General features: G+C 56.8%; 20 protein-coding genes. 10 read left to right on the forward strand and 10 right to left on the reverse strand.

What is annotated here, in order from left to right; genetic code table 11:
* Positions 1–33: 33 nt before the first annotated feature.
* Entirely contained in the window at positions 34–1,809 is a 1,776-nt protein-coding gene (locus OHL19_RS18840; RefSeq protein WP_263359374.1) for a CHASE3 domain-containing protein, read from the forward strand.
* A gap of 231 nt (positions 1,810–2,040) precedes the next feature.
* Here the strand turns inward: OHL19_RS18840 and OHL19_RS18845 are convergent, their stop codons facing one another.
* The 5 genes from OHL19_RS18845 to OHL19_RS18865 form a co-directional block, all read right to left on the reverse strand.
* Positions 2,041–2,430 carry a VanZ family protein gene (locus tag OHL19_RS18845; RefSeq protein WP_263359375.1) on the reverse strand — a complete coding sequence of 130 codons (390 nt, stop codon included), beginning with the start codon at positions 2,428–2,430 and terminating at the stop codon, positions 2,041–2,043.
* A 132-nt stretch (positions 2,431–2,562) separates the two neighbouring features.
* On the reverse strand, positions 2,563–2,754 hold the full coding sequence (locus OHL19_RS18850; RefSeq protein ID WP_263359376.1) for a hypothetical protein: 192 nt from the start codon (positions 2,752–2,754) through the stop codon (positions 2,563–2,565).
* Positions 2,755–2,992: 238 nt separating this feature from the next.
* Positions 2,993–5,008 (reverse strand): acetate--CoA ligase, encoded by a 2,016-nt coding sequence (acs, locus tag OHL19_RS18855; RefSeq protein ID WP_263359377.1) that lies wholly within the window; start codon positions 5,006–5,008, stop codon positions 2,993–2,995.
* A gap of 177 nt (positions 5,009–5,185) precedes the next feature.
* Positions 5,186–5,914, reverse strand: a complete 729-nt coding sequence (locus OHL19_RS18860) for a hypothetical protein (RefSeq protein WP_263359378.1) — start codon at positions 5,912–5,914, stop codon at positions 5,186–5,188.
* On the reverse strand, positions 5,911–7,269 hold the full coding sequence (locus tag OHL19_RS18865; protein WP_263359379.1) for a zinc dependent phospholipase C family protein: 1,359 nt from the start codon (positions 7,267–7,269) through the stop codon (positions 5,911–5,913). The genes OHL19_RS18860 and OHL19_RS18865 overlap by 4 nt, the downstream gene beginning before the upstream one ends.
* A 154-nt stretch (positions 7,270–7,423) precedes the next feature.
* On the opposite strand from OHL19_RS18865, the gene serB reads away from it, so the two are divergent.
* Positions 7,424–8,653 carry a phosphoserine phosphatase SerB gene (serB, locus tag OHL19_RS22970; protein ID WP_317890596.1) on the forward strand — a complete coding sequence of 410 codons (1,230 nt, stop codon included), beginning with the start codon at positions 7,424–7,426 and terminating at the stop codon, positions 8,651–8,653.
* A gap of 123 nt (positions 8,654–8,776) precedes the next feature.
* On the opposite strand, the gene OHL19_RS18880 is transcribed toward serB, so the two are convergent.
* Entirely contained in the window at positions 8,777–9,112 is a 336-nt protein-coding gene (locus OHL19_RS18880; RefSeq protein WP_263359380.1) for a BrnA antitoxin family protein, read from the reverse strand.
* The gene (locus OHL19_RS18885; RefSeq protein ID WP_263359381.1) at positions 9,084–9,353 is read right to left on the reverse strand and encodes a BrnT family toxin; all 270 of its coding nucleotides are present in this window, start codon (positions 9,351–9,353) and stop codon (positions 9,084–9,086) included. The genes OHL19_RS18880 and OHL19_RS18885 overlap by 29 nt, the downstream gene beginning before the upstream one ends.
* Positions 9,354–9,464: 111 nt before the next feature.
* Here OHL19_RS18885 and OHL19_RS18890 point away from each other — a divergent pair, with 111 nt between their 5' ends.
* Entirely contained in the window at positions 9,465–10,028 is a 564-nt protein-coding gene (locus OHL19_RS18890) for a DinB family protein (RefSeq protein WP_263359382.1), read from the forward strand.
* Positions 10,029–10,079: 51 nt separating this feature from the next.
* Here OHL19_RS18890 and galE read toward each other — a convergent pair whose 3' ends face one another.
* Positions 10,080–11,105, reverse strand: a complete 1,026-nt coding sequence (galE, locus tag OHL19_RS18895; protein ID WP_263359383.1) for a UDP-glucose 4-epimerase GalE — start codon at positions 11,103–11,105, stop codon at positions 10,080–10,082.
* A 464-nt stretch (positions 11,106–11,569) separates the two neighbouring features.
* Here galE and OHL19_RS18900 point away from each other — a divergent pair, with 464 nt between their 5' ends.
* From OHL19_RS18900 to OHL19_RS18910, 3 genes are all read left to right on the forward strand, one after another.
* Positions 11,570–12,634 carry an energy transducer TonB gene (locus OHL19_RS18900; RefSeq protein WP_263359384.1) on the forward strand — a complete coding sequence of 355 codons (1,065 nt, stop codon included), beginning with the start codon at positions 11,570–11,572 and terminating at the stop codon, positions 12,632–12,634.
* A 118-nt stretch (positions 12,635–12,752) separates the two neighbouring features.
* Positions 12,753–14,537, forward strand: coding sequence for a M48 family metalloprotease (locus OHL19_RS18905; protein ID WP_263359385.1), 1,785 nt, complete (start codon positions 12,753–12,755; stop codon positions 14,535–14,537).
* A 245-nt stretch (positions 14,538–14,782) separates the two neighbouring features.
* Complete coding sequence (locus tag OHL19_RS18910; RefSeq protein WP_263359386.1) at positions 14,783–15,331, forward strand: porin family protein; 549 nt, start codon at positions 14,783–14,785, stop codon at positions 15,329–15,331.
* A 99-nt stretch (positions 15,332–15,430) separates the two neighbouring features.
* Here OHL19_RS18910 and OHL19_RS18915 read toward each other — a convergent pair whose 3' ends face one another.
* On the reverse strand, positions 15,431–15,961 hold the full coding sequence (locus tag OHL19_RS18915) for a protein-disulfide reductase DsbD N-terminal domain-containing protein (RefSeq protein ID WP_263359387.1): 531 nt from the start codon (positions 15,959–15,961) through the stop codon (positions 15,431–15,433).
* Positions 15,962–16,597, reverse strand: a complete 636-nt coding sequence (locus tag OHL19_RS18920; RefSeq protein WP_263359388.1) for a TlpA family protein disulfide reductase — start codon at positions 16,595–16,597, stop codon at positions 15,962–15,964. It abuts the gene before it with no gap.
* Positions 16,598–16,699: 102 nt separating this feature from the next.
* Here OHL19_RS18920 and OHL19_RS18925 point away from each other — a divergent pair, with 102 nt between their 5' ends.
* From OHL19_RS18925 to OHL19_RS18940, 4 genes are all read left to right on the forward strand, one after another.
* Complete coding sequence (locus OHL19_RS18925; RefSeq protein ID WP_263359389.1) at positions 16,700–17,698, forward strand: KpsF/GutQ family sugar-phosphate isomerase; 999 nt, start codon at positions 16,700–16,702, stop codon at positions 17,696–17,698.
* A gap of 37 nt (positions 17,699–17,735) precedes the next feature.
* A complete protein-coding gene (locus OHL19_RS18930; RefSeq protein WP_263359390.1) occupies positions 17,736–18,188 on the forward strand; it encodes a hypothetical protein in 453 nt (150 codons plus the stop codon).
* A 173-nt stretch (positions 18,189–18,361) separates the two neighbouring features.
* Positions 18,362–19,213 (forward strand): SDR family oxidoreductase, encoded by an 852-nt coding sequence (locus tag OHL19_RS18935; protein WP_263359391.1) that lies wholly within the window; start codon positions 18,362–18,364, stop codon positions 19,211–19,213.
* A gap of 291 nt (positions 19,214–19,504) precedes the next feature.
* The gene (locus tag OHL19_RS18940) at positions 19,505–21,274 is read left to right on the forward strand and encodes a proline--tRNA ligase (RefSeq protein ID WP_263359392.1); all 1,770 of its coding nucleotides are present in this window, start codon (positions 19,505–19,507) and stop codon (positions 21,272–21,274) included.
* Positions 21,275–21,285: the final 11 nt, after the last annotated feature.

Below are 21,285 nucleotides of genomic sequence, written 5' to 3' on the forward strand. Positions count from 1 at the left end.
ATCGGTTTTTGCTCGTACATGTAGCAGATCCCTATGAAACGGGGCTCAAACTCCCACATTATGCAGACCCATCATAAGCGTTTTAGTGTTATCGGCGGATTCATTCTCCTGTTGATTGTGCTGGTTGCCGCCACGCTGATGAACAAGCGCCAGTTTGAAATTCAAGCAAGTGATCGTGAAGCGCTGGCACACACCAAAGAAGTATTGCTGGAGTTGGAACGCACCGAATCTTTGCTGAAGGATGCAGAGACGGGCCAGCGTGGCTTTCTTTATACGGGTGATCCCAAGTATCTCGCCCCTTATAACACCGCTGTTTCGCAGGTCGAAGCACAGCTTGACGCTCTTGCGCAGGCGACCAGCCAAAGCCCCCATCAACAGGCGCGGATAGCGGATCTGAGGACTGTGGCGGGCCTCAAACTCAAGGAACTTGAGCAGACCATCTCCCTCTACAAATCGGGGAAGATGGACGATGCCAAGAAGCTGGTCCTGTCCGATGCGGGTCTCCGATATATGAACAAGATCCGCGCACAACTGGACACGATGGAGGCTGATGAGAATTCTCTGGCAGAGGTACGGGGAGAGGTCTTTCATCATAGCCAGCGTGTCACGCTTGCGTGTATCTACCTGTCCAGCCTGCTGGCGGTTCTGGGCTTGATTGCTTTGGGCTACTACATTCTGCGGGAGATGGATCTTCGCGAACGACATGCGCGGCAGATGGGCGAACGCGAAGAGTGGTTCCGTGTGACGTTGACCAGCCTGGGAGATGCGGTGATTGCAACCGATCAAAATGGGCTGGTGACGTTTGTGAATCCAGTGGCGGAAGAGCTGACTGGATGGAGCCTAGCAGAGGCCCAGGGAAAGACTATCTATGAAGTCTTCCCGATTTTCAACGAGTATACGCATCAGCCTGTAGACAATCCGGTGAGGAAGGTGATGGAGCTGGGTGGAATTGTTGGCCTGGCGAATCATACGGTTCTGCGCAATGCAAAAGGAGAACTGATTCCGATTGAGGACAGTGCTGCGCCTATCCGGGATGACCGGGAGAGGTTGGTCGGGGTAGTGCTGGTGTTCCGCGATGCGACTCAGGAGCGCAAGTCGCAGGAGATCTTGCGCAAGACGGAAAAGCTGGCTGCAGCGGCGCGACTCTCGGCAACCTTTGCGCATGAGATCAACAATCCGCTGGAAGCTGTGGTGAACCTGATTTACATCGTCAAGAGCATTGAAGATATGCCCGCTGCTGCTGTTCAGCCGCTGGAAATGGCGGAGCAGGAGTTGGAGCGCGTTTCGCATATTACGCGGCAGACGCTGGGATTCTATCGTGAGTCCACGATACGCGGACCGGTGGAATTGCCGGTGGTGATCGAGAATGTGATCAAGCTTTACAGCAATAAATTCAGTACGAAAAGTATTCAAGTGGAGCGAAACTTCAGCGATTGTCCGCCGGTTCATGGGCTGGCGGGCGAGTTGACCCAGGCTGTTTCCAACTTGATGTCGAATGCCGCGGATGCTGTTTCTTTAAAAGGAATCATTCGGCTGCATTTGTCTGTTGCGGAAGATGTTGGCCGCGATGGGAGGTGGATTCGACTGATCGTTGAGGATGATGGACCAGGGATTCCGAAGGAGTTGGCGGAGCGGATTTTCGAGCCGTTTTTTACGACGAAATCGGATATCGGCAATGGGCTGGGGCTTTGGGTTACCAAGGAAATTGTCGAGCGGCATGGCGGGCGAATCGATGTTGTGCAGGGTGCTGGCGCGGGTTCCTCCGGTGCTCGGTTTGCGGTGCTGCTGCCTTGCGATTTTGGCGTTTAGGGCTGCCTCGCTGACGGCTTAGTCTCGCAGCAGCATAGTCTCGCAGCACATAGATTAGAGCGAATAAAGAGCGAATTTTACCCCCCCAGGGGGCTATGTAGATTTTTGGGCGGGTGCGAGCGGCCCGGTTCTTCTCCTGCATTACGGATGGGCATTACAGATGGAAGGGCATGGGGGGAGCTGGATCGCATCTGCTGATTGTGCGCTTTGGGAGGGTAATTCTCTGCAGGTTTAGTTGCTGCGCGGGAGAATCATCTGCCTGGGGAGGATGATCAGGAGCCAGACGAAGATGCCTCCGAGCAGGGTGGCGGCTATGTCGTTCCAGTCGAAGACTCGATGGGGCATCCAGATCTGGGCGACTTCGTAGAGGGTGAGGCCGACTACGACTGCGAGGATGGTGCGGATGATTTCTCTGTTGCGTTGGGGAAATTTTACGACCATGACTGCCAGCGAGAGGATTACGACTGCCAGGAAGTTTGGCAGTGAGCCGGCGAGGACGGAGCTACTGCCGTACTTGTGGAAGAGCCAGCGGCGGAGATGCAGTTCTTCATAAAGGGTGAAGATCAGGGTTGCTGCCAGGAGGATGGCGTAGGTGGCTCTTAGTTTGGTGCTGGTTGGCATGGTTGATTTTATGGTTTTTGCTGGGTTTGGGGTGTTGGGTGGGAGAAGCAGATTCCCTGCGGGAATGACAGCCAGAAAAGCAAGTGCAACTGCAAGAGCAGGAACAAGTGCAATGGCAATGTTGCTTTTTCGTTAGCTGGTTGAGGGGCCCAGGGCTGCGAAGACTGCTGCGCTTACGGCTTTGGTTACGAGGCCGTAGCCTGCTGTGCTGGCCAGGGTTGCGAGGATGCCGGGGTTGGCGCGGCGGCCGTAGAAAACCAGGCTTGCGCCGATTAGTCCGAAGGCTAGTGTGGAGACTATGGATTGTTCCTGTTTGTCTGCCATTGGTTTCTCCTTTTTGGTTCTTTGGGACTTGCTTTAAAGGTTGGATGCATGCCTTTGGTGTTGGTGCTGTGGGAGAAGCAGATTCCCTGCGGGAATGACAGCCAGAGAGGCAACGGCAACTGCAAGAACAATTGCAACGGCAAGGGCAGCTAGAAAAGCAAGGGCAACTGCAGTTGCAGTTGCCCTTGCTTTTGCAACGATAGATGCAAATGCTGGGAGTGGTTACTTTTCGGTCTCGTTATTCTTCGGTTTCTCGGAGTTTGGCGAGGCCTTGGAAGTCTTCGAGGGTGGTGGTGTCGCCTTTGATTTCGCCGTTGGTGGCTAGTTCGCGAAGTAGTCTGCGCATGATTTTGCCGCTTCTGGTTTTGGGCAGGGTGTCGGTGAATCTTATGTCTTCAGGGCGGGCGAGGCTGCCTATCTCTTTGGCTACCCACTTCTTCAGTTCATCTTTGAGAGCAGCCAGGGCTTCGGGGGTGGTGTTGGCTGCGGCGTGAGCCAGGTCCAGACTTACGAAGGCTACGATGGCCTGACCTTTTAGATCGTCGGGGCGGCCTACTACGGCTGCTTCGGCGACTTTGGGGTGGGCTACGAGAGCGGATTCAACTTCCATAGTGCCGAGGCGGTGTCCGCTGACGTTCAGGACGTCGTCGACGCGGCCCATCAGCCAGTAGTAGCCGTCGGCATCGCAGCGGGCTCCGTCGCCGGTGAAGTAGCAGCCTTCGACATCGGACCAGTAGGTTTTCTTGTAGCGTTCGGCGTCGCCGTAGATGGTGCGGGCCATCGAGGGCCAGGGTTTGCGGACTACGAGAAGTCCGCCGTGGCCGGGCTCTACGGGGTGACCCTCTTTGTTGACCACTTCGGGCTGGATGCCGAAGAAGGGGCGGGTGGCTGAGCCGGGTTTGGTGGGGACGGCGCCGGGGATAGGGGCGATGAGGATGGCTCCGGTTTCGGTTTGCCACCAGGTATCAACAATGGGGCAGCGGCCCTGACCGACGCGGTCCCGATACCACATCCACGACTCGGGATTGATGGGTTCGCCGACGGTGCCGAGGAGGCGGAGGGAATCCAGACCATGCTTTTCTACGTGGTGGTCGCCCCACTTGATGAAGGCGCGGATGGCGGTGGGGGCGGTGTAGAAGATGGAGACTTTGTGGTCGTCGATGATCTGCCAGAAGCGGTCGAAGTCGGGATAGTTGGGCGCGCCCTCGTACATGAGGACGGTGGCGCCGTTCTGAAGTGGGCCGTAGACGACGTAGCTGTGTCCGGTGACCCAGCCGATGTCGGCGGTACACCAGTAGACGTCGTTGGGGTGGTTGGGATTGCTGAGGTCGAAGACGTACTTCGTCGTGAGATAGGTACCGACGGCGTAGCCTCCGGTGGTATGGACGAGGCCTTTGGGGGTGCCGGTGGTGCCGCTGGTGTAGAGGATGTAGAGCGGGTCTTCGCTGTCGAGAGGCTCGGCGGGGCAGGTGGCGTCGGCTTTGGCGACTAGTTCATGCCACCAGTGATCGCGGCCTTCTTTCATTTGAACGGCTGAGCCTGAGCGCTTGAGAACGACGACGTTTTTAACGCTGGGGGTTTGGGCTAGTGCTTCGTCTACGGTGCGCTTGAGTTGGATCTCGGTGCCGCGGCGGTAGCTGGTGTCCTGGGTGAGGATGGCTACGCACTGGCTGTCGTTGACGCGGTCGGCGATGGCGTGGGCGGCGAAGCCTCCGAAGATGACGGAGTGGATGGCGCCGATGCGGGCGCAGGCGAGAAGGGCGATGGCCAGTTCGGGGGTCATGCCCATGTAGATGGCTACGCGGTCGCCTTTCTGAATGCCGAGGGACTTGAGGACGTTGGCGAATTTTTGGACTTCAACATGGAGCTGGGCGTAGGTGAGGGTGCGGACTTCGGCCTTGCCGTTCGCAACGGGCTCTGCTTCCCAGATGAGGGCGGTCTTGCCGGCCTTGTCGCCGAGGGCGTGGCGGTCTACGCAGTTGTAGCTGAGATTGATTTTGCCACCTACGAACCATTTGGCTACAGGGAGCTGCCAGTCGAGGACTTTGGTCCACTTTTGGAACCAGTGCAATTCTGACGCTGCTTCGGCCCAGAAGCTTTCGGGATCGGCGATGCTACGGGCGTAGAGGGTTTCGTATTCTTCGAGGGACTTGATGTTGGCGGTGGCCGCGAACTCGGGCGGCGGGGGAAAGACGCGGTCTTCGCGGAGGGTGGATTGCAGGTCTTGACTAGCGGGCATGGAGCGGGAGGACATGGACGATCCTTTATTGTGCATATTGTGCAGCCTGTCAGCAGGCTGATCGTGACGAATTTTAGCGGGAGTCTGCGACGAAGTACACGCGCTTTTGTGGCTTGTCCCTGTTGAAGCAACGATATCTGGTGGCGCTCCGGATGGGCAAGTGGGACAAAAGCCCTAGATGACCAAGTGGAATCATTGTTTTGCGAGTGGAGCAGGAGAACTGCGCTGAATCTGATAGCCGATGTAGTCAATTTTGAGGACGGAATCTCCCAGGAGGAAGCTGTGCGAGTGAGCCTCGGCGTGGGTGGCCATAGCGAGGCCGTCGATGGTGGTGTAGTCGCGGCTGATGGTGATGTCTCCGGAGAAGATTGAGGCGCTGGCGGCGGGTTTGCCCTCGGCATGGACGATGCTTGCGTTGTCGGCGTCTACCCAGATCTTGCCGTTAAGGAGATGCGAATCCTTGCGCCTGGCCTGGAGATCGACGATGACGCAGTTGCGGTTGTTGAGGGAGACTTTGCCGGGCTCAGGCTGCATGTTGTAGTTGGCCGAGGTGAGCAGGACTCCCTCCAGCTTGGCGGGTTTGCTCATCTCTGTTTCGCTGGCGAGGACTTTGTCGATCACGGCGGCGCGGAAGAAGGCTGAGCCGCTTTTGGAGATGGTGGTGTAGGTTTTGCCGGAGTGCTGCTCGGAGACCTGCACTGTTACTTCGGTGGAGGGATTGGGATCGCCGTTGCGATAGAGGGTGTAATGCTCCTGCACGGTGTAGCCGGTGAGCGCGTCGATGCGGGCGTGGACGGCGGCGTCTACGCGTTGAACAACATCGTTCTGCTGGAAGGCGAAGGTGGTGATGGCCACACAGGCCAGGGTGCTGAGGGTTAGAAGCTTTCGAACAGGTTTTCGAATCGTCTTTCGAATCGTCATGGAGTCGGCACCGGGGTCACCTTTGTATAAGTCGCTGATTGGACTGTATCTGAATTGGATGCGGTAGCCGGGAAAGATTTCAAGAGCGCCAGATTGGATTGGGTCTTCTTCCACTTGCGTTTGTTTTTGGCGGCGAAGGCGGGCGTTTGCGGGTTCTGATAGAAGGCGAGGATGTTGGTCTGCAACTGGGGTGTGAGCCGGGCGAATTTTTCGCTGGCGAGTTTGTTCACCAGATTTGCGTAGGTTTCGTCAGTCAGAGAGTACTCACCTGCCCTGGTTTCCTTCCCGGTATCGAAGTCGCGGTTATCCAGTGCCAGGTCGTTGGATTGGACGAGTTTCAGATCCTGCTCGTAGTGATCCCTGGAGTCGTTGACGCTCTGCATGTAGAGAGTCTCTGTGGAAGTAGTGGGCATTTTGAAGTCGAGGGCCTTCAAAGGGCCGATCTTGGGCAGGATTTTGATGAGGATGGCCAGCAGGCGCGTGCCGAGGCCCGGTCCCTTGTAGTTGGTGCCAAAGTCGCGGCGGTACTGGCTGCGCTTGAGGTGATAGATGAATTTTTCGCGGGTCATGCTGGGGTCTTCCTGGAGAATCTCGTCCTTTTTCATGGCGAGGGCGACGTGGGTCATGTTGGGAATCAGAGTGCTGACCGAGTAGCGGAAGCTGCCGATGGAGAGGTCGAGATTGGGGAAGACGTCGGTGAGGGGAAGGCCGTAGGTTTGCTGGAAGGCGCGTTCGAGGAGCGGCCTGGAGACTTCAAAGCCGATGAAGTCATGAAAGGCCTGGGAGGTGAATCGGTCGCGGGCTACCTGAACGACGTCGAACCCGAATTCGGTACGGATGTGGGCGGTGGGGTTGTCGGCGTAGGTGACGATTCCACCATACTTCGCCCTGAGCTTGGGGAAGGTTTCGCCGACAGCAATGTTGACGGCGGGATGTCCGGCGAGATCGGAGGCGTAGTGCGCGAGGGAGCCGAGGGCGAAGGCGTATTCGTTGATGTCGTTGGACTCAGCCAGCATGGTCGAGACGAAATCGCCGCTGCGGACGTAATGCACCAGATCCGAGAAGAAATGGTTGCCGAAGGGGTAGTAGCCGATGTCCTGGATGAGGCAGCCGCCGTAGGCGTAGGCGTGGGCGGTGCGAATTTGATCGTCCGTCGCGTTGGGATAGCGGGCGAGGAGCATGGGGCGAAGCTCGGCCTTCCAGAGGAGATCGACGATCTGCTCGTGGGTGAGAACGGAGTAGGCCTGGGAGCTTGGGCTATTGAAAAAGAGCAGTCCGAGGATGACGGTGCAGACGAGCCATCCGCGACGGCTAAGGCTGCGCGTGAAATTCAATTCGGTCTTACGATTTGGCATCCGCAGGGAACCTTCGCTGCAAGGATACCTTGGGCGGGTGGGGCTTCGCGTGCCGCATTGCTCAGGCTGGCAGGTTGAACGTCTCTGCTTTGCCTGAATCGCTGCTGCGGCTGCGGTGCCAGGTGCGCTGATAGGCTGGTGATTGGAACAACTTATGAGCGAAACCATTTTGATTCACTACTCGGGCGCGGATCGCCCTGGGTTGACGACGCAACTTACGGGGATTCTGGCGGAGTTTGGCGCGGGCGTGTTGGATATTCACCAGGCATCTGTGCAGGGCATGCTGGTGCTGGGGCTGTTGATCGAACTGCCTGCGGGGCAAGGCTCCGAATCGCTGTGGGACCGGCTTACTCCGCATGCGGATGCGCTGAAGCTGAAGGTGATGTTTACGCGGATGGATCCGGAGGCTGTTGAGGCCTGGGTGCGGGAGCGTGACGGAGAGAGCTACGTGGCGACGGTCATGGGCCGGGAGATTTCGGCGCTGGTGTTGTCGCGGGTGGCGGGGATTCTGGCTGAGCATGGGCTGAATATCGGCAGGATCGATGAGCTTTCCGGGCCACGATCGCTGCGGCAAAAGGCATCCGAGACGGCCCAGGTCGGTTCGATCGGATATGCGTGCGTGGAGTTTCATGCGCGTGGGCAGGTGCGGGCGGAGGCTGCGCTGCGCGCGGAGTTGCTGGCGCTGGCGGACGAGCTGGCGACGGATATGGTTTTTCAGCGGGAGGACGTGTTTCGGCGCAACCGAAGGATGTTTGTCTTCGATATGGATTCGACGCTGATCCAGGGCGAGGTCATCGACGAGTTGGCAAAGATGCTGGGCGTTGGCGAGCAAGTTTCGCTGGTGACGGCGGCGGCGATGCGCGGAGAGATCGAGTTTCAGGAGAGCTTTCGGCGGCGGGTTGCGCTGCTGAAGGGGTTGCCGGAGACGCGGGTTTTTGAGCTGCTGGAGCGGATTCCTCTGATGGAGGGCGCGGAGCGGCTGTTCACTACGCTCAAACGGCTGGGATACAAGACGGCGGTGCTTTCGGGGGGATTTACGTTCTTTGGCGCTTACTTGAAGGAGCGGCTCGGGGTAGATTATGTTTTTGCCAACGAGCTGGACATTGCCGACGGCGTGGTGACGGGCGAGGTTCGCGGCGAGATTGTCGATGGGGCTCGCAAGGCCGCGCTGCTGGTGGAACTGGCGGAGCGGGAAGGGATTTCGCTGGAGCAGGTGGTGGCGGTGGGCGATGGGGCGAACGATCTTCCGATGCTGAAGCTGGCGGGGATGGGGGTTGCTTTCCATGCCAAACCAGTGGTGCGGGCCGGGGCGGCGCATTCGCTTTCGTACCTGGGGCTGGATAGTTTGTTGTACCTGGTTGGGGTTCGGGATGGGGATTTCTAATATTCGTTTCAGAATTGAGCCCGGTCTGTCCAGTCGTAAGGCATTGAAACAGGAGCTCTTTCGCTACGTTCTGGACTACAGAACCTTGGCTGACAAAACAGCGCGAATTTCTGACTCAGAATCCTAGCGGGATTTAATTTCCGTGCTGTGGGAGTTCATGTATTCGCGCAAGGCGGCGTTGATGCGGCTCTGATAACGCTTGCCCGTGCTCTTGAAGAAAGCCAAGACTTCGGCGTCAAGACGCAGGGTGATTTGTTGCTTGTTTTCTTCAGGGATAAGGGCCATCACAGGCTGGGAGGCACGCCGCCAACCAGTCTTGCCGCTCTGATCGGGGATGTCACTCAGGTCTATATCTTCGTCACGGAGATCACGCAGGGCTTGAAGCTGCTCTTCAGCCATTGTGGGAGGATTTTCTGGATCGAGCCTGAATTTAGTCATTCCAATATTGGTTGTGCTCATGTCGTGTCGCCCTCCTTGCTGAGATGATGCGGATAACTGCCTGCCGCATGGTATAGATGACGACGAGGATAAACTCGCCATGCCGTCCAATGACTGATTCTCGAATCTCGCCATAGTTCTCTGCATCTTCGATTCGCTCGATGCGATGCGGATCTAAAAAGACATTTGTGGCAAATGCGAAACTCACACTGTGTTTGCGCAGGTTGGCTTCGGCTTTCTGGGGATCCCACTCGAAGTCCACGAGCCTAATTTACTACATTTGCAGTTATGTTTGTAGCTACATTTAATCTTCGATAACGGGTCCATTTGCAGGAATCCACTTTCAAATTACTTTGGATGTAACGAGGGGCAGATGGAAATACATGAGCGGCAACTGGTGCTGGATCAGTTGGATTCGAGTGAGGCGCGGCTGCTGGAGCTGGTGCGGGAACTGACTCCTGAGCAGTGGAGCTTTCGGGAAGCGCCGGAGCGGTGGTCCATTGCGGAGAATATCGAGCATGTCATTGCGTTTGAGAACTTCATCATGGGAGTGATCGCGGATGTGATGGCAAGACCGGCGGAGTTGGATAAGAAGGCGTTTGCGGCGGAGAAAGAGCCGCTGGTGCTGGGGCTGGCGAATGCTCGCGATGTGAAGTTCAATGCCCGGGAGGTTGTTCGGCCGGTGAGGCGATGGCTGGATACGGAGGAAATGGTCGCCGAGCTGCGAAAGACGCGGGCGCGGACTGTGGCTTTTGTGGCGGAGACACAGGCGCCTCTTCGCGATCACTTCTTTCCGCATGTCGCGTTTGGAGATCTTGATTGCTACCAGTGGCTGGTGGTGATGGCGCAGCATGGGGCGCGTCATGCTGCGCAGATTGAGGAGATCAAGGCCGATCCGGTGTATCCGGTTTGGCATCTGGCTCGGCATCCGGATTGATTTTCGAGATTGAGGGGGCTTCGGGATTTGTGCCGAAGCCCGCTTTGCGGATTATTTGCTGTGGCGGATCTGGTGCCAGAGCCAGGCGGTGCGGATGATGTCGTCGATCTGGGTGTAATTCGGCTTCCAGTTGAGTTCGGCTATGGCTTTTTCTGAGGTGGCGATCAGGAAGGCTGGGTCGCCTGCGCGGCGGGGGCAGAGCTCGACTGGAATGGGGTGGCCGGTGACGCGGCGGGCGGACTCGACAACTTCCTTGACGGTAAATCCGGCGCCGTTGCCGAGGTTATAGATGAGGCGCTGCTCGGCGGCGAGGGGTGTTTCGAGGGCGGCGAGAGCGAGCAGGTGGGCGTCCGCCAGGTCGGCTACGTGAACATAGTCGCGGACACAGGTGCCGTCCTTGGTGGGATAGTCGTCGCCGAAGATTTTAATGGAGCTACGACGGCCGAGCGCTACGTCCAACACAAGCGGGATGATGTGGGACTCGGGTTCGTGGGCTTCGCCGCGGATGATTTTGCCGGTTCCGTGACCGCCTACTTCGGGTGCTCCGGCGACGTTGAAATAGCGCAGGGAGGCAGAGCGAAGGCCATGGATCCGGTGGAACCACTCCAGCATGTATTCGACGAGGAGCTTGGATTCGCCATAGGGATTGGTGGGCTTGAGCTTGGCGGTTTCGGGAATGGGAACGGCTTCTGGCTCGCCGTAAACGGCGGCGGTGGAGCTGAAGACGATGCGTTTTGGACCGCAGGCGAGGATAGCTTCCAGCAATGCCAGGGTGGAGGCGGTGTTATTGCGAAAGTAGATTTCTGGCTTCTGCATGGATTCGCCTGCTTCGATGAGGGCGGCGAAGTGAAGCACGCCGTCGAAGGAAGCGTTTACAGCCGTTGCATCGCGAAAGAGGCCTTCGATGCGGGCGCGGTCGGCGATATCTGCTTCGACGAATTCCACGCCTGCAGGTACTTGATTCCGTTGGGCATGGCAAAGGTTATCCACGACGACAACACTGTGGCCCTGCTGCGCGAGTAGTCCCGCAACGGTACCGCCTACGTATCCTGCTCCACCGGTGACCATGATCTTCATAAAAAAATGCCCTTTGTTTCCTTATCTGGTTTAAGTTTAGTTTATTACACAGGCAGAACAGGTTACCGGCGTTACTATACACTGTTCTTAGACCGTCAATACAGGCGGCGAGCCGCAGCAGGTGTAATGAATGGATCACATTTGAGAGTTAATCGAATCATTGATTTGTATTGCTCTTGATTGTGAAAGCAGGCGATATATTCTTTGGACTCATTTGAGTCGATTTTTTGGGACTGGAAGAAATTCGGAAAGTCTCGGGTCAGCGGTGCGAACGAATCCTCTTGTAATCCGTCTCTTCCAGATAGCGATTTTGTTGATCTGGACGGGGTGGATGCGAGATTTAGGACAGGCCTTTATGCACGGATTTTCCTCCCCCAGAAGGTATCCGTATAGGTTAATGCAACTCAGCCCGGCTTTCGCCGGTCATACCGCGGTTCAATTCTTCGCGATCGAGGACTGAGGACATGCAAACAAATTCCTATGCTGGACGGGCACGCTTTGGATTACTTCCGGAACCGGAACGTAACCCTGCGTCGATCGTTACTAGTTTCATCATTAACGGCGCGATACTGATTCTTCTGCTTGTGTTCGGCACGGTTGCACACCACGAACTTGAGGCGCGGAAGCTGGAGAAGACGGAGATTGTATTTCCGACTACTCCTCCGCCGGAGATCAAGGTGAAGATACCTCCTCCGCCGAAGATGCCTGCGCCGCCCAAGCCGCAGATCGTGAAGCTCGAACCGCCCAAGATTATCATGCCCAAGCTGGAAGCTAAGCCAGACGTGAAGTTGCCAATGGTGAAGGAAGCGGTCAACCTTCCGAAGGTGGCTGCGGCCAAGCCTGCGGTGGTGCTTGCTCCTCAACCGAAGGCGGCGCTATCGGCGGCGGCAGCTCCAGCATTGACTCCGCAACAGCATCCCTCGACGCAGCCTGTGCATTTCGGTGATTTGAATGGCGTTACGCCAAACCCGAATGCCAACAAGCCGGCGACGGTGGCCGCGCTGGGCAATCCTTATGGTGGTTCGCAGGGTAAGGCAGAGGCACCTCGTGGCGTTGTTGGTTCCACCGGCTTCGGAAACGGCACTCGATCCGGATCGAGTGCAGGTACGATGGGCAAGGTAGCTTCGGCAGGACTTCCAGGGGGAACAGGCACGGCTTCCAATGGCGGTTCCGGCAGTCAGGGCAAGGTAGCTTCGGCAGGAATTCCGGGGTTGTCGGCTGCTTCAAATACCCCAGCTGCTGCGGCGGTGGCAGAGGCCAAGACGACTCCTCCAGTGCTGTTGAGCCATGCGGCTCCACAGTATACGGATGAGGCCCGCCAACTCAAGATTCAAGGGGATGTTGTTCTTCGGGTCACAATTACGACGACGGGACAGATGCTGGTGCACAACGTGATTCGCGGTCTTGGGCACGGGTTGGATGAGGCCGCAACGCGGTCTGCGACGAGCTATAAATTCCAGCCGGCAACCAAGAATGGACAACCCGTGGACTACACGACGAACATCATCATCAAGTTCCAGACCGCTTAGCGATTGCCGTGTGTTTTAATCCTGGAGACAATCTCCAGCCGCAAGCCCCCAAGCCCCACAAAGGTCAGGTGAAGGCGGCCAGAACAGTAATGAGAAGACTTCACCTTAGGAGCCTGAAATGAAGTTTCGGAAGATCTCCCTCCCCATCCTGATGTTTACTCTGGGTCTCAATCTGGCATATGCCAAGAAGGAGCCCAAGTATCAACAGGCGCATGAGCTTACGCCCGAACAGTCCGCATTGGTCGAAAAGGCAATAGGCCGCGAGAAGGTCGTTATCAAGAACATCCAGGAGCGGACTCCGCTGGTGGAGACCTACATCCAGGAAATGAAGCCGGATGTGCATCTTTACCAGGTGCCGACCGGGGATACTTATATGCTGAGCCGGGTCGACTTCCGCAAGGCGTTTGTCGACAAGACTTATGCAACCCGTGCGACGAAGGGATCCGGATTTTTCAAGGGGTCGCTTGGCGCGCTGGGAAATATCGGCAAGGCGCTGCGTTTGAGCGGTGGTGAAACGTTCAATACACAGGGCTTCATGCAGATGATGTTCCTGGACCCGACCGGATTCGATCAGCAGCACTATGTGTTCAGCTATGTTCGCCGCGAGTTTCTGGGCAGCGTCCGCACATGGGAATTTGACGTTCATCCCAAGGTTGGCGGAACGGGCCGCTTTACGGGTCGCGTCTGGATTGAGGATCAGGACGGCAACGTTGTCCGCTTCAACGGAACCTATACAGAGAGCACGCGCGAAGATAGCTCCAAGGAATATTTTCACTTCGATAGCTGGCGCATGAATATGCAGCCCGATCTCTGGCTGCCAGTGGCTATCTACGTGGAAGAGTCGCAGCGCGTTGAAGGCGGCAAGACGGTTGGATTGCGCGCACAGACTCACTTCTGGGGCTATTCGCTGACACTGCCGACGCGTGAAAGCGAGAACGTTTCGGTGCAGGTGGAAGGCGCCGTGGATCAGAGCGCGGATTCGCAGGATATGACTCCGCTGCAGGCTTCGCGTGCGTGGGTTTCGCAGGCGGAGAATAACGTGATCGACCGGTTGGTGCAGGCTGGATTGCTGGCTCCGCCGAGCGACTTTGACAAGACGTTGGAGCAGATTGTCGTGAACCTCGCGGTGCCGAACAATCTCAACTTCCCTGACCCGGTTCACTGCCGTATTTTGCTGACGACTACGGTGGAAGCAACGACGGTGGGCAACACCATCCTGCTGAGCAAGGGCTTGATCGACACGCTGCCGAATGAAGAGTCGATTGCTGCGGTCGTTGCATTCCAACTGGCGCACGTTGCGCTCGGCCACCACATCGATACGCGTTATGCGTTCAATGACCGGCTGCTCTTCCCGGATGAGTCTTCTTTCCAGCGCATCAAGATGTATCACACGGATGCAGATAACGCTGAAGCGGCGAAGAAGGCAAACGAGTACATGCAGGCTTCGATGTACAAGGACCGGATTCCCAATGCGGGCCTCTACCTGACGCAGTTGGCGACATTGGGCAAGGAGCTGAAGCAGTTGAACTCGCCGAAGCTGGGCGACTCGATGCTGAAGGCCGATGGCACTCCCTGGCTGTATGAGATCGAAAAAACTGCTCCGAAGCTGAACCAGGATGACTTGACGCAGGTTGCGGCATTCCCCCTGGGTAGCTGGCTCAAGACGGATCCGTGGGACGACAAGCAGCATATGCTGAACGCGAAGCGGTATGCGCCGATGAATGCCCGCGACAAGATGCCGCTGGAAGTGACCCCGATCTACTACAAGCTGCAGCGATACGAGGATGCGCAGAAGGCTCCGGCGGGAACTGCTCCGACTGGCGCACCAGCACCCACGGGCGCTCCGGCTCCGGCGGATGCTCCGGCGCCGGCGGGAACGCCTGCTCCGACTGCACAAAACTAACTACACAGAACTCACTGCGACGCAAAACCAGTTCGCTGGGAAAACTTAACGTTTGCAGTACAAAAGCCGGGAAGGGTCAGATCGCAGGATCTAACTCTTCCCGGCTATACTTTTTAAGACAGAAATTGTGACGATCGGGCCTGGGATGCGTCCTACTCACATCCTATCTCTGAAAGACTGATTGGTATTTGCACCTGAATCTGAAACTGACTCCAAAACTCGCTGGGATGAATCGACTTTTCCGAATGAATAAAAACAAACTCTCCATTGCTCTTTTGCTTCTCATTCTGTTGAGCGCGGGTTCGGCTTCTGCTCATGCACAGGTTGTCCCATCGGCTTTTCATAACCCCATATCCTTGAATGTGGGCGCGATCGGTTCGGTGTTTTCACCCGACTACGGTCCGAATAAGCTGGCCGGATTTGGCGCTTTTGTGGATTTGAATGTCTTCCACGGCATTGGCGTCGAGGGCGAAGGGCGCTGGCTGCGTTTTAACCAGTTCGAGAATATCAACCAGGACAACTACCTGGTTGGACCGCGGGTGAAGCTGCATCCGCTCTGGCGACTACAGCCCTATGGGAAAGTGCTGGGCGGTACTTCGCATATGATTTTTCAGGATCATGTATTCAGCGGACACTTTACTACGGTTGCGTTCGGCGGCGGGGTGGATATTCATGTGCGGCGCAAGTGGACGCTGCGCGCGATCGATTATGAATACCAGTACTGGCCTAACTTTTTTGGAACGCACCTGTCTCCCAATGGGGTGAGCGCGGGCGTCAGTTATCGAATCTTCTAAATTATCTTTTAAAACAAATGGGGCGCATGGATGCGCCCCATTTGTTTTAGCTGGCTTGAAGATATCCGGCCAGCTATATTCAGCCCAACTATATCTTTGCTACTTTGCGATCACGTCGATTACTACTGGGATGGAGTGCGGGGGCATGCAGGCGTTGTTGTCGCAGGCCTGATACCGGAGCGTGGCCTCGACCAGGTGTTCGCCGCGGGTTGCGTTCAACTCGGCGTGGATGGTGAATTCGCCGGTGTAGACGCTTAGCTTCTCTTTGGGGCTGATGGGGAAGGCGAAGTCATGACCTTCTGGAAAGTTTGCGTTTGCGAGCAGTACGCCGGAGTTCTCAGGCAGCTTGAACGTGGTGGGAATCAGATCGTCGGTGTGTGGGTTGTGCGAGTTGATATGCAGACCGGCCGCGACGTTGAAATGTAGATCGACTGCGGTTGGCTTGCCTGCGGCGACGGTTACCTGTTCCGGAAAAAGATAGGTGACAACGGAAGATTTGGTTTTGCCCGCCTGTGGCTGGAGATCGCCGAAGGGATTCCTGGACTGACCGGCTGCGGACAAGGTGGAGGACAGGGCTGAGAACAAGGCTGCGCAGACGGTCAGAAGAGCGACAAGGGGAATCCGCGCCATCTACTTCCCTTCTCCGAGAGCTTTCAGGATGTTGTTTTCGAGATCAGCCTTTGAGGTGAGGCCCATTGAGGCAGAGGTGATGGTTCCGGTGCGATCGATGAAGAACGAGGTGGGAAATACTTCCACATCGCCGTAGGCTTTGCTGATGCTGTCGCCGTCGATCAGGACGGGATAGCTGATGTGGAGCTGCTCGGCGCCGTGAACGATTCCGGCTTTGTCTTTGGCGAGGATCTTGGGGTCGTCCTTATCCAGATCGTCGAAAGAAACGGCGAGGATTTCAAAGCCCTTGGGGGCGTACTGCTTTTCCAGCTCGATGAGCCAGGGAGTCTCTATCTGGCATGGCCCGCACCAGGTGGCCCAGAAGTTGAGTTGGACGGCTTTACCTTTGTAGTCGGATAGAGAAACCTTCTGTCCTTTAATATTGGTAAGAGTGAAGCCGGGGGCTTTTTTGCCGACCAGCGGCGAGGAGAAGTGCGCTGGATCGTCGGAGGTAGCGGGGACGAGTTTGGCCTCAGCCTGCTGGGCGGCGATGTGTGCGGCGGCCTGCTTGCGGTTTTGCCAGTTGGCCCAGCCAGCCAGCCCGAGCACTACGAGGACTACAACTACGATTCCGACTACGAGAACATTGCGCTTCACGATAAATCACCCCTGCTTATTGTAAGACCGTCAGGCATTGGATGTGCCGACGGGCGTCACGGTTACAGTTCCTGAGTCTGAAACTGGTACCATCGGTATCGCATGGGAAGTAAAGATATACAGAAATCGGGCATATCGCCTGCGGAGCTTGTTCGGACGGAGGCTGCGGCGCTTACGGCGCTTGCTGAGCGGCTGGATAGCATAATGGCGGCGGATTTTGAGCGGGCTGTTGAGCTGGTGCTGCGCTGTGGCGAGGGGCGCGGGCGCGTGGTGGTGACGGGCATGGGCAAGAGTGGAATTATTGCCCAGAAGATTGCGGCTACGCTCAGTTCTACGGGTACGCCGGCGCTGTTTTTGCATCCTGCTGAGGCAGTGCATGGCGACCTGGGGGTGCTGATGCCGGGGGATGTGGTGGTGGCGCTTTCGGCGAGCGGCGAGACGGAGGAGATTTTACGGCTGCTGGCAACGTTGAAGCGGAAGGGAGATGCGCTTATCTCGTTCTGCTGCAATCTGCAATCGACTTTGGCGCTTGCCAGCGATGTGGTTTTGGATGTGGGGGTTGAGCGGGAGGCTTGTGGGATGAACCTGGCTCCTACGGCTTCGACGACGACGATGCTGGCGCTTGGCGACGCTTTGGCGATTGCGGTGTCGATACGCAAGGGGTTCAAGGCTGAGGATTTTGCGGATCTGCATCCGGGCGGGAAGCTGGGCAAGAAACTCGCGCTGGTGCGGGATTTGATGCATTCGGGTGAGGCTGTTCCGATGGTGGGAGATGGGACGCTGATGACGGATGTGATCTACGAGATGTCGCGGAAGAAGCTGGGGCTGACCACGGTTCAGAGAGACGGGACGCTGCTGGGCGTGATTTCGGATGGGGATTTGCGGCGATTGCTGGAGCGCGAGGGCGGTACGGCGCTGGGCCGGACGGCTGGCGAGGCTATGAATGCTGCTCCGCGGACGATTGCCGGTTCAGAACTGGCGGCTCGCGCTTTGGCGGTGCTGGAAGAAAAGAAGATTACTTCGTTGATTGTGGTGGATAGCAAGGGCAGTGTTGAAGGCGTGCTGCATTTACATGATCTTTGGGGAATGGAATTGATCTGAAGTTTACTGGTGGCTTAATTTTTAGCAGGAGATTTTTATGTCGACTACATCTTTCAATCCGCGCGATTCGGAGCAACGCAAGGCTAAAACTACCGGGAAAGTTCGCGGGGTGATTGTCTGGTCGAGTTTACTTTTTGCGGTGTTGCAGAGCGTGTGCACGTTTTTTGCCGCCGTGGATGGGTTTCGACTGGCGATCGGAATAGGGGCCCTGGTGGTTGGCGGAGTGGCTGGAAGCACGATGCATTGGCTGCATTCGGACATGGTTCGAGTGCCGATGGTGGCCCTGGCGCTGGCTGGCTCGCTGTTGAACCTGGTGGTGCTCTGGCAGGTCAGGCGGCTGCGGGCGGCGCCTGCGGCGCAATGGAGGGTTACTTCGCCCAGCCCGCGGAAGATTCGGCTGGAGCGGATGCAGTTTTTGCTCTCGATTTTGACGCTGGCGCTGGTGGGGGTTGAGGAGTACTGGCATTTCACCTGGCATCATCATTTTTGAATTTGGGTTAGAGGCTGGGTGGGTGGTTTTTGGGAGAAGCAGATTCCCTTCGGGAATGACAGACAGAAAAACAGGGGCAACGGCTTTGGCTCAGAGCGAGAACTAAGTTTTGAACTTTGAAACTTCATGCAAACTGACTTACTACCGCAACCTGACTTACTACTTAAAACACTATGACCGCAGAACGTGTCGCCCTTATTACCGGAGCATCCAGTGGCTTTGGCCTGTTGACTTGCGTGACATTAGCTGGGCGGGGCTGGCGGGTGCTGGCTACGATGCGTGATCCTGCCCGGCGCGAAAAGCTCGATGCTGCTGCCAGTGCTGCTGGAGTCGCGGAGAGAATCGAAGTTCATGCGCTGGATGTGACGAATGCGGAGCAGATTGCTGCCCTGGTTGACGTGGTTGCGGTTCGCAGCCTGCGTGTCGACGCGGTGATCAACAATGCCGGCTTTGCTTTGGCGGGATTTGCCGAAGATACGACGGATGCGGAGTTGCGTCGGCAGTTTGAGACGAACTTCTTTGGGGCGACGGCGGTTACGCGAGCCTTTTTGCCCTTGTTGCGGCGACAGCGGTCGGGGCACATTGTGATGATTTCTTCTGTGTCGGGGCGGATGGGGTTTCCGGGGTTGGGTAGCTATGCGGCGTCGAAGTTTGCGCTGGAGGCCTGGACGGAGACGCTTCGGATGGAAGTCGAGTCGCTGGGGATCGAAGTGGTTCTGATTGAGCCAGGGGCTTTTGAGACGGATATCTGGGGACGCAATGCGATTGTTTCCGAGGGCACGATGGATGCGAAATCTCCGAACGCCGAGCGCATTGCCCGCTGGCGGAAGCGTTTTGAGAATCCCAAGGTCAGGCCCGATGCGCAGGAGGTTGCGAATGCGATTGCGCGGGTTTTGGATGATCCGAAACCGAAGCTGCGGTATGTGTTTGGCCCGGATGCAAAAATGGGTTTAAGAATGCGACGATGGCTGCCGTGGAGTATTTATGAGCGGATGGTGATCAAGGGCAGCGGGATTGATGGGTAGGCTGATGATCCGGCTGGTATTGGGCTGGGCTGGGTGATTGTTGGGTGTGGAGAAGCAGATTCCCTTCGGGAATGACAGACAGAAAAGCAAGGGCAACTGCAACAGCAACAGCAGCGGCAAAGGCAAATGCAACAGCAAGGGCAACTGCTAGGGGCAACGGCTGGCAATCTGAAAAATTTGGCGCCTCGTTTGTCTCCGTGGAAGATCGTCACTCCTTGACCGTTTAGAATTGAGGTTGCTGCTTTATGCGCCGCGTCCCCTCATCGCGGGCGGAGAGAACGTACATACTTTATGCATCGTTGGTCGAAATTGTTTGTTCCTACACTGCGTGAGGCTCCTTCGGATGCCGAAGTTGCCAGCCATAAATTTCTGCTGCGTGCTGGATATATCCGGCAACTGGGCGCGGGGATTTACAACTATTTGCCGCTTGGACAGCGTTCTCTGAACAAGATCATCGGCATTGTCCGCGAAGAGATGGACAGGATCGGGCAGGAGTTCTTTTTGCCTGCGCTGAATCCGCGTGAGGCGTGGGAAGCGAGCGGGCGATGGACGGGCATGGGCGAGAACATGTTTCGCCTGAAGGATCGCAAGGGCGCAGAGCTGTGCCTGGCCATGACGCATGAAGAGATCATGACGGAGATTGCGCGCAAGGAGCTGCGGAGCTATAAGCAGTTGCCGCAAATCTGGTACCAGATTCAGACGAAGTTTCGCGATGAGCCGAGGCCGAAGTCGGGACTGTTGCGCGTGCGCCAGTTCACGATGAAGGATAGCTATTCGTTCGACATCGATGCGGCGGGTTTGGATAAGAGTTTTGATCTGCACGATGCGGTGTATCGCACGATCTTTACGCGGTGTGGACTGAAGTTTGTGGCGGTGGATGCGGACTCGGGTGCGATGGGCGGAACGAAGTCGCAGGAGTTCATGGTGTACACCGATGCGGGCGAAGATCTGATCGCGAGCTGCCCGGTTTGCGGATACGCGGCGAATACGGAGAAGGCTACTTCGATTTTGGAAGTTGTAACGGAGATGGAAGCTACCGGTGATGGAATGCCGGAGCTTGTTTCGACGCCAGGCATGGCTTCGATTGCGGATGTGGCTACGTTCTTCAAGATCTCTGCGGCGAGCGATATCAAGTGTGTGGCTTACATGGCCCTGTTGCGTGGAGTGAAGGGCAAACCGGATGCGTGGCATGGAGTTGCAGCTTTTCTGCGTGGCGATCACCAGGTGAACGAGACCAAGCTGCAAGGGTTGATTGGTGCGGCTGAGCTGCGCACGATGAATGGCGAAGAGCTTGAGCAGTTCCTGCATGGGCCTGCCGGTTTTCTTGGGCCGGTTGGATTGACGCCTGCTGCAAAGCCTTTGGCTGGCGGTCTGACGGTCGTGATCGACAGGACGCTCGAAGGCCGCAAGAACATGGTTGCCGGTGCGAACAAGCTGGATTATCACCTGCGCAATGTTACGGCCGGGCGGGATTTTTCATGGACGATCAGTGGCGATATTCGCACGGTGAATGAGGGCGAAGCGTGCCCTACGCCTGGCTGCGATGGCAGGCTTATCGTGGGCAAGGCTGTCGAGATTGGGCACATCTTCAAGCTGGGGTACAAGTACACCGAGGCCATGGGCGCGAAGGTGCTTGATCCAAACGGCAAAGAAGTTACGCCGATCATGGGAAGTTACGGAATTGGCATTGAGCGCATTTTGACTGCAGCAATTGAGCAATCCAACGATGCGAATGGATTCTGGCTGCCTGCGAATATTGCTCCGTTCGCGGTGGTAGTGACGGTGACAAATGTTACCGACACGCTTCTAAGAGATACGGGCGAGAAGCTGGCGGCAGATCTCGAAGCGGCGGGTATCGATGTGTTGCTGGATGATCGGGATGAGCGGGCCGGTGTGAAGTTCAAGGATGCGGATCTGATTGGTATTCCGTATCGCGTGAATGTCGGCAAGAAGACAGCCGAGGGCAAAGTGGAGGTGGTGAATCGCGCTGTTCCGGGCAGTGTTGACGTGGAGATCCACGAGCTTGTGATTCATCTCAAGGCATTGCTGCAGGACGCGTAGAAACAAGCGAA

This window comes from Acidicapsa ligni, assembly GCF_025685655.1.
Classification (GTDB): Bacteria; Acidobacteriota; Terriglobia; order Terriglobales; family Acidobacteriaceae; genus Acidicapsa; species Acidicapsa ligni.

What these genes read in the sequence shown, in the direction of transcription:
- OHL19_RS18890 (WP_263359382.1), top strand. Translation starts at nt 9,465, where the DNA reads ATGGAAATACATGAGCGGCAACTGGTGCTGGATCAGTTGGATTCGAGT.
- OHL19_RS18905 (WP_263359385.1), top strand. Translation starts at nt 12,753, where the DNA reads ATGAAGTTTCGGAAGATCTCCCTCCCCATCCTGATGTTTACTCTGGGT.
- OHL19_RS18930 (WP_263359390.1), top strand. Translation starts at nt 17,736, where the DNA reads ATGTCGACTACATCTTTCAATCCGCGCGATTCGGAGCAACGCAAGGCT.
- OHL19_RS18850 (WP_263359376.1), bottom strand. Translation starts at nt 2,754, where the DNA reads ATGGCAGACAAACAGGAACAATCCATAGTCTCCACACTAGCCTTCGGA.
- OHL19_RS18915 (WP_263359387.1), bottom strand. Translation starts at nt 15,961, where the DNA reads ATGGCGCGGATTCCCCTTGTCGCTCTTCTGACCGTCTGCGCAGCCTTG.
- OHL19_RS18860 (WP_263359378.1), bottom strand. Translation starts at nt 5,914, where the DNA reads ATGACGATTCGAAAGACGATTCGAAAACCTGTTCGAAAGCTTCTAACC.
- OHL19_RS18940 (WP_263359392.1), top strand. Translation starts at nt 19,505, where the DNA reads ATGCATCGTTGGTCGAAATTGTTTGTTCCTACACTGCGTGAGGCTCCT.
- OHL19_RS18925 (WP_263359389.1), top strand. Translation starts at nt 16,700, where the DNA reads ATGGGAAGTAAAGATATACAGAAATCGGGCATATCGCCTGCGGAGCTT.
- OHL19_RS18935 (WP_263359391.1), top strand. Translation starts at nt 18,362, where the DNA reads ATGACCGCAGAACGTGTCGCCCTTATTACCGGAGCATCCAGTGGCTTT.
- OHL19_RS18910 (WP_263359386.1), top strand. Translation starts at nt 14,783, where the DNA reads ATGAATAAAAACAAACTCTCCATTGCTCTTTTGCTTCTCATTCTGTTG.
- galE (WP_263359383.1), bottom strand. Translation starts at nt 11,105, where the DNA reads ATGAAGATCATGGTCACCGGTGGAGCAGGATACGTAGGCGGTACCGTT.
- acs (WP_263359377.1), bottom strand. Translation starts at nt 5,008, where the DNA reads ATGTCCTCCCGCTCCATGCCCGCTAGTCAAGACCTGCAATCCACCCTC.
- OHL19_RS18840 (WP_263359374.1), top strand. Translation starts at nt 34, where the DNA reads ATGAAACGGGGCTCAAACTCCCACATTATGCAGACCCATCATAAGCGT.
- OHL19_RS18845 (WP_263359375.1), bottom strand. Translation starts at nt 2,430, where the DNA reads ATGCCAACCAGCACCAAACTAAGAGCCACCTACGCCATCCTCCTGGCA.
- OHL19_RS18865 (WP_263359379.1), bottom strand. Translation starts at nt 7,269, where the DNA reads ATGCCAAATCGTAAGACCGAATTGAATTTCACGCGCAGCCTTAGCCGT.
- OHL19_RS18900 (WP_263359384.1), top strand. Translation starts at nt 11,570, where the DNA reads ATGCAAACAAATTCCTATGCTGGACGGGCACGCTTTGGATTACTTCCG.
- serB (WP_317890596.1), top strand. Translation starts at nt 7,424, where the DNA reads ATGAGCGAAACCATTTTGATTCACTACTCGGGCGCGGATCGCCCTGGG.
- OHL19_RS18880 (WP_263359380.1), bottom strand. Translation starts at nt 9,112, where the DNA reads ATGAGCACAACCAATATTGGAATGACTAAATTCAGGCTCGATCCAGAA.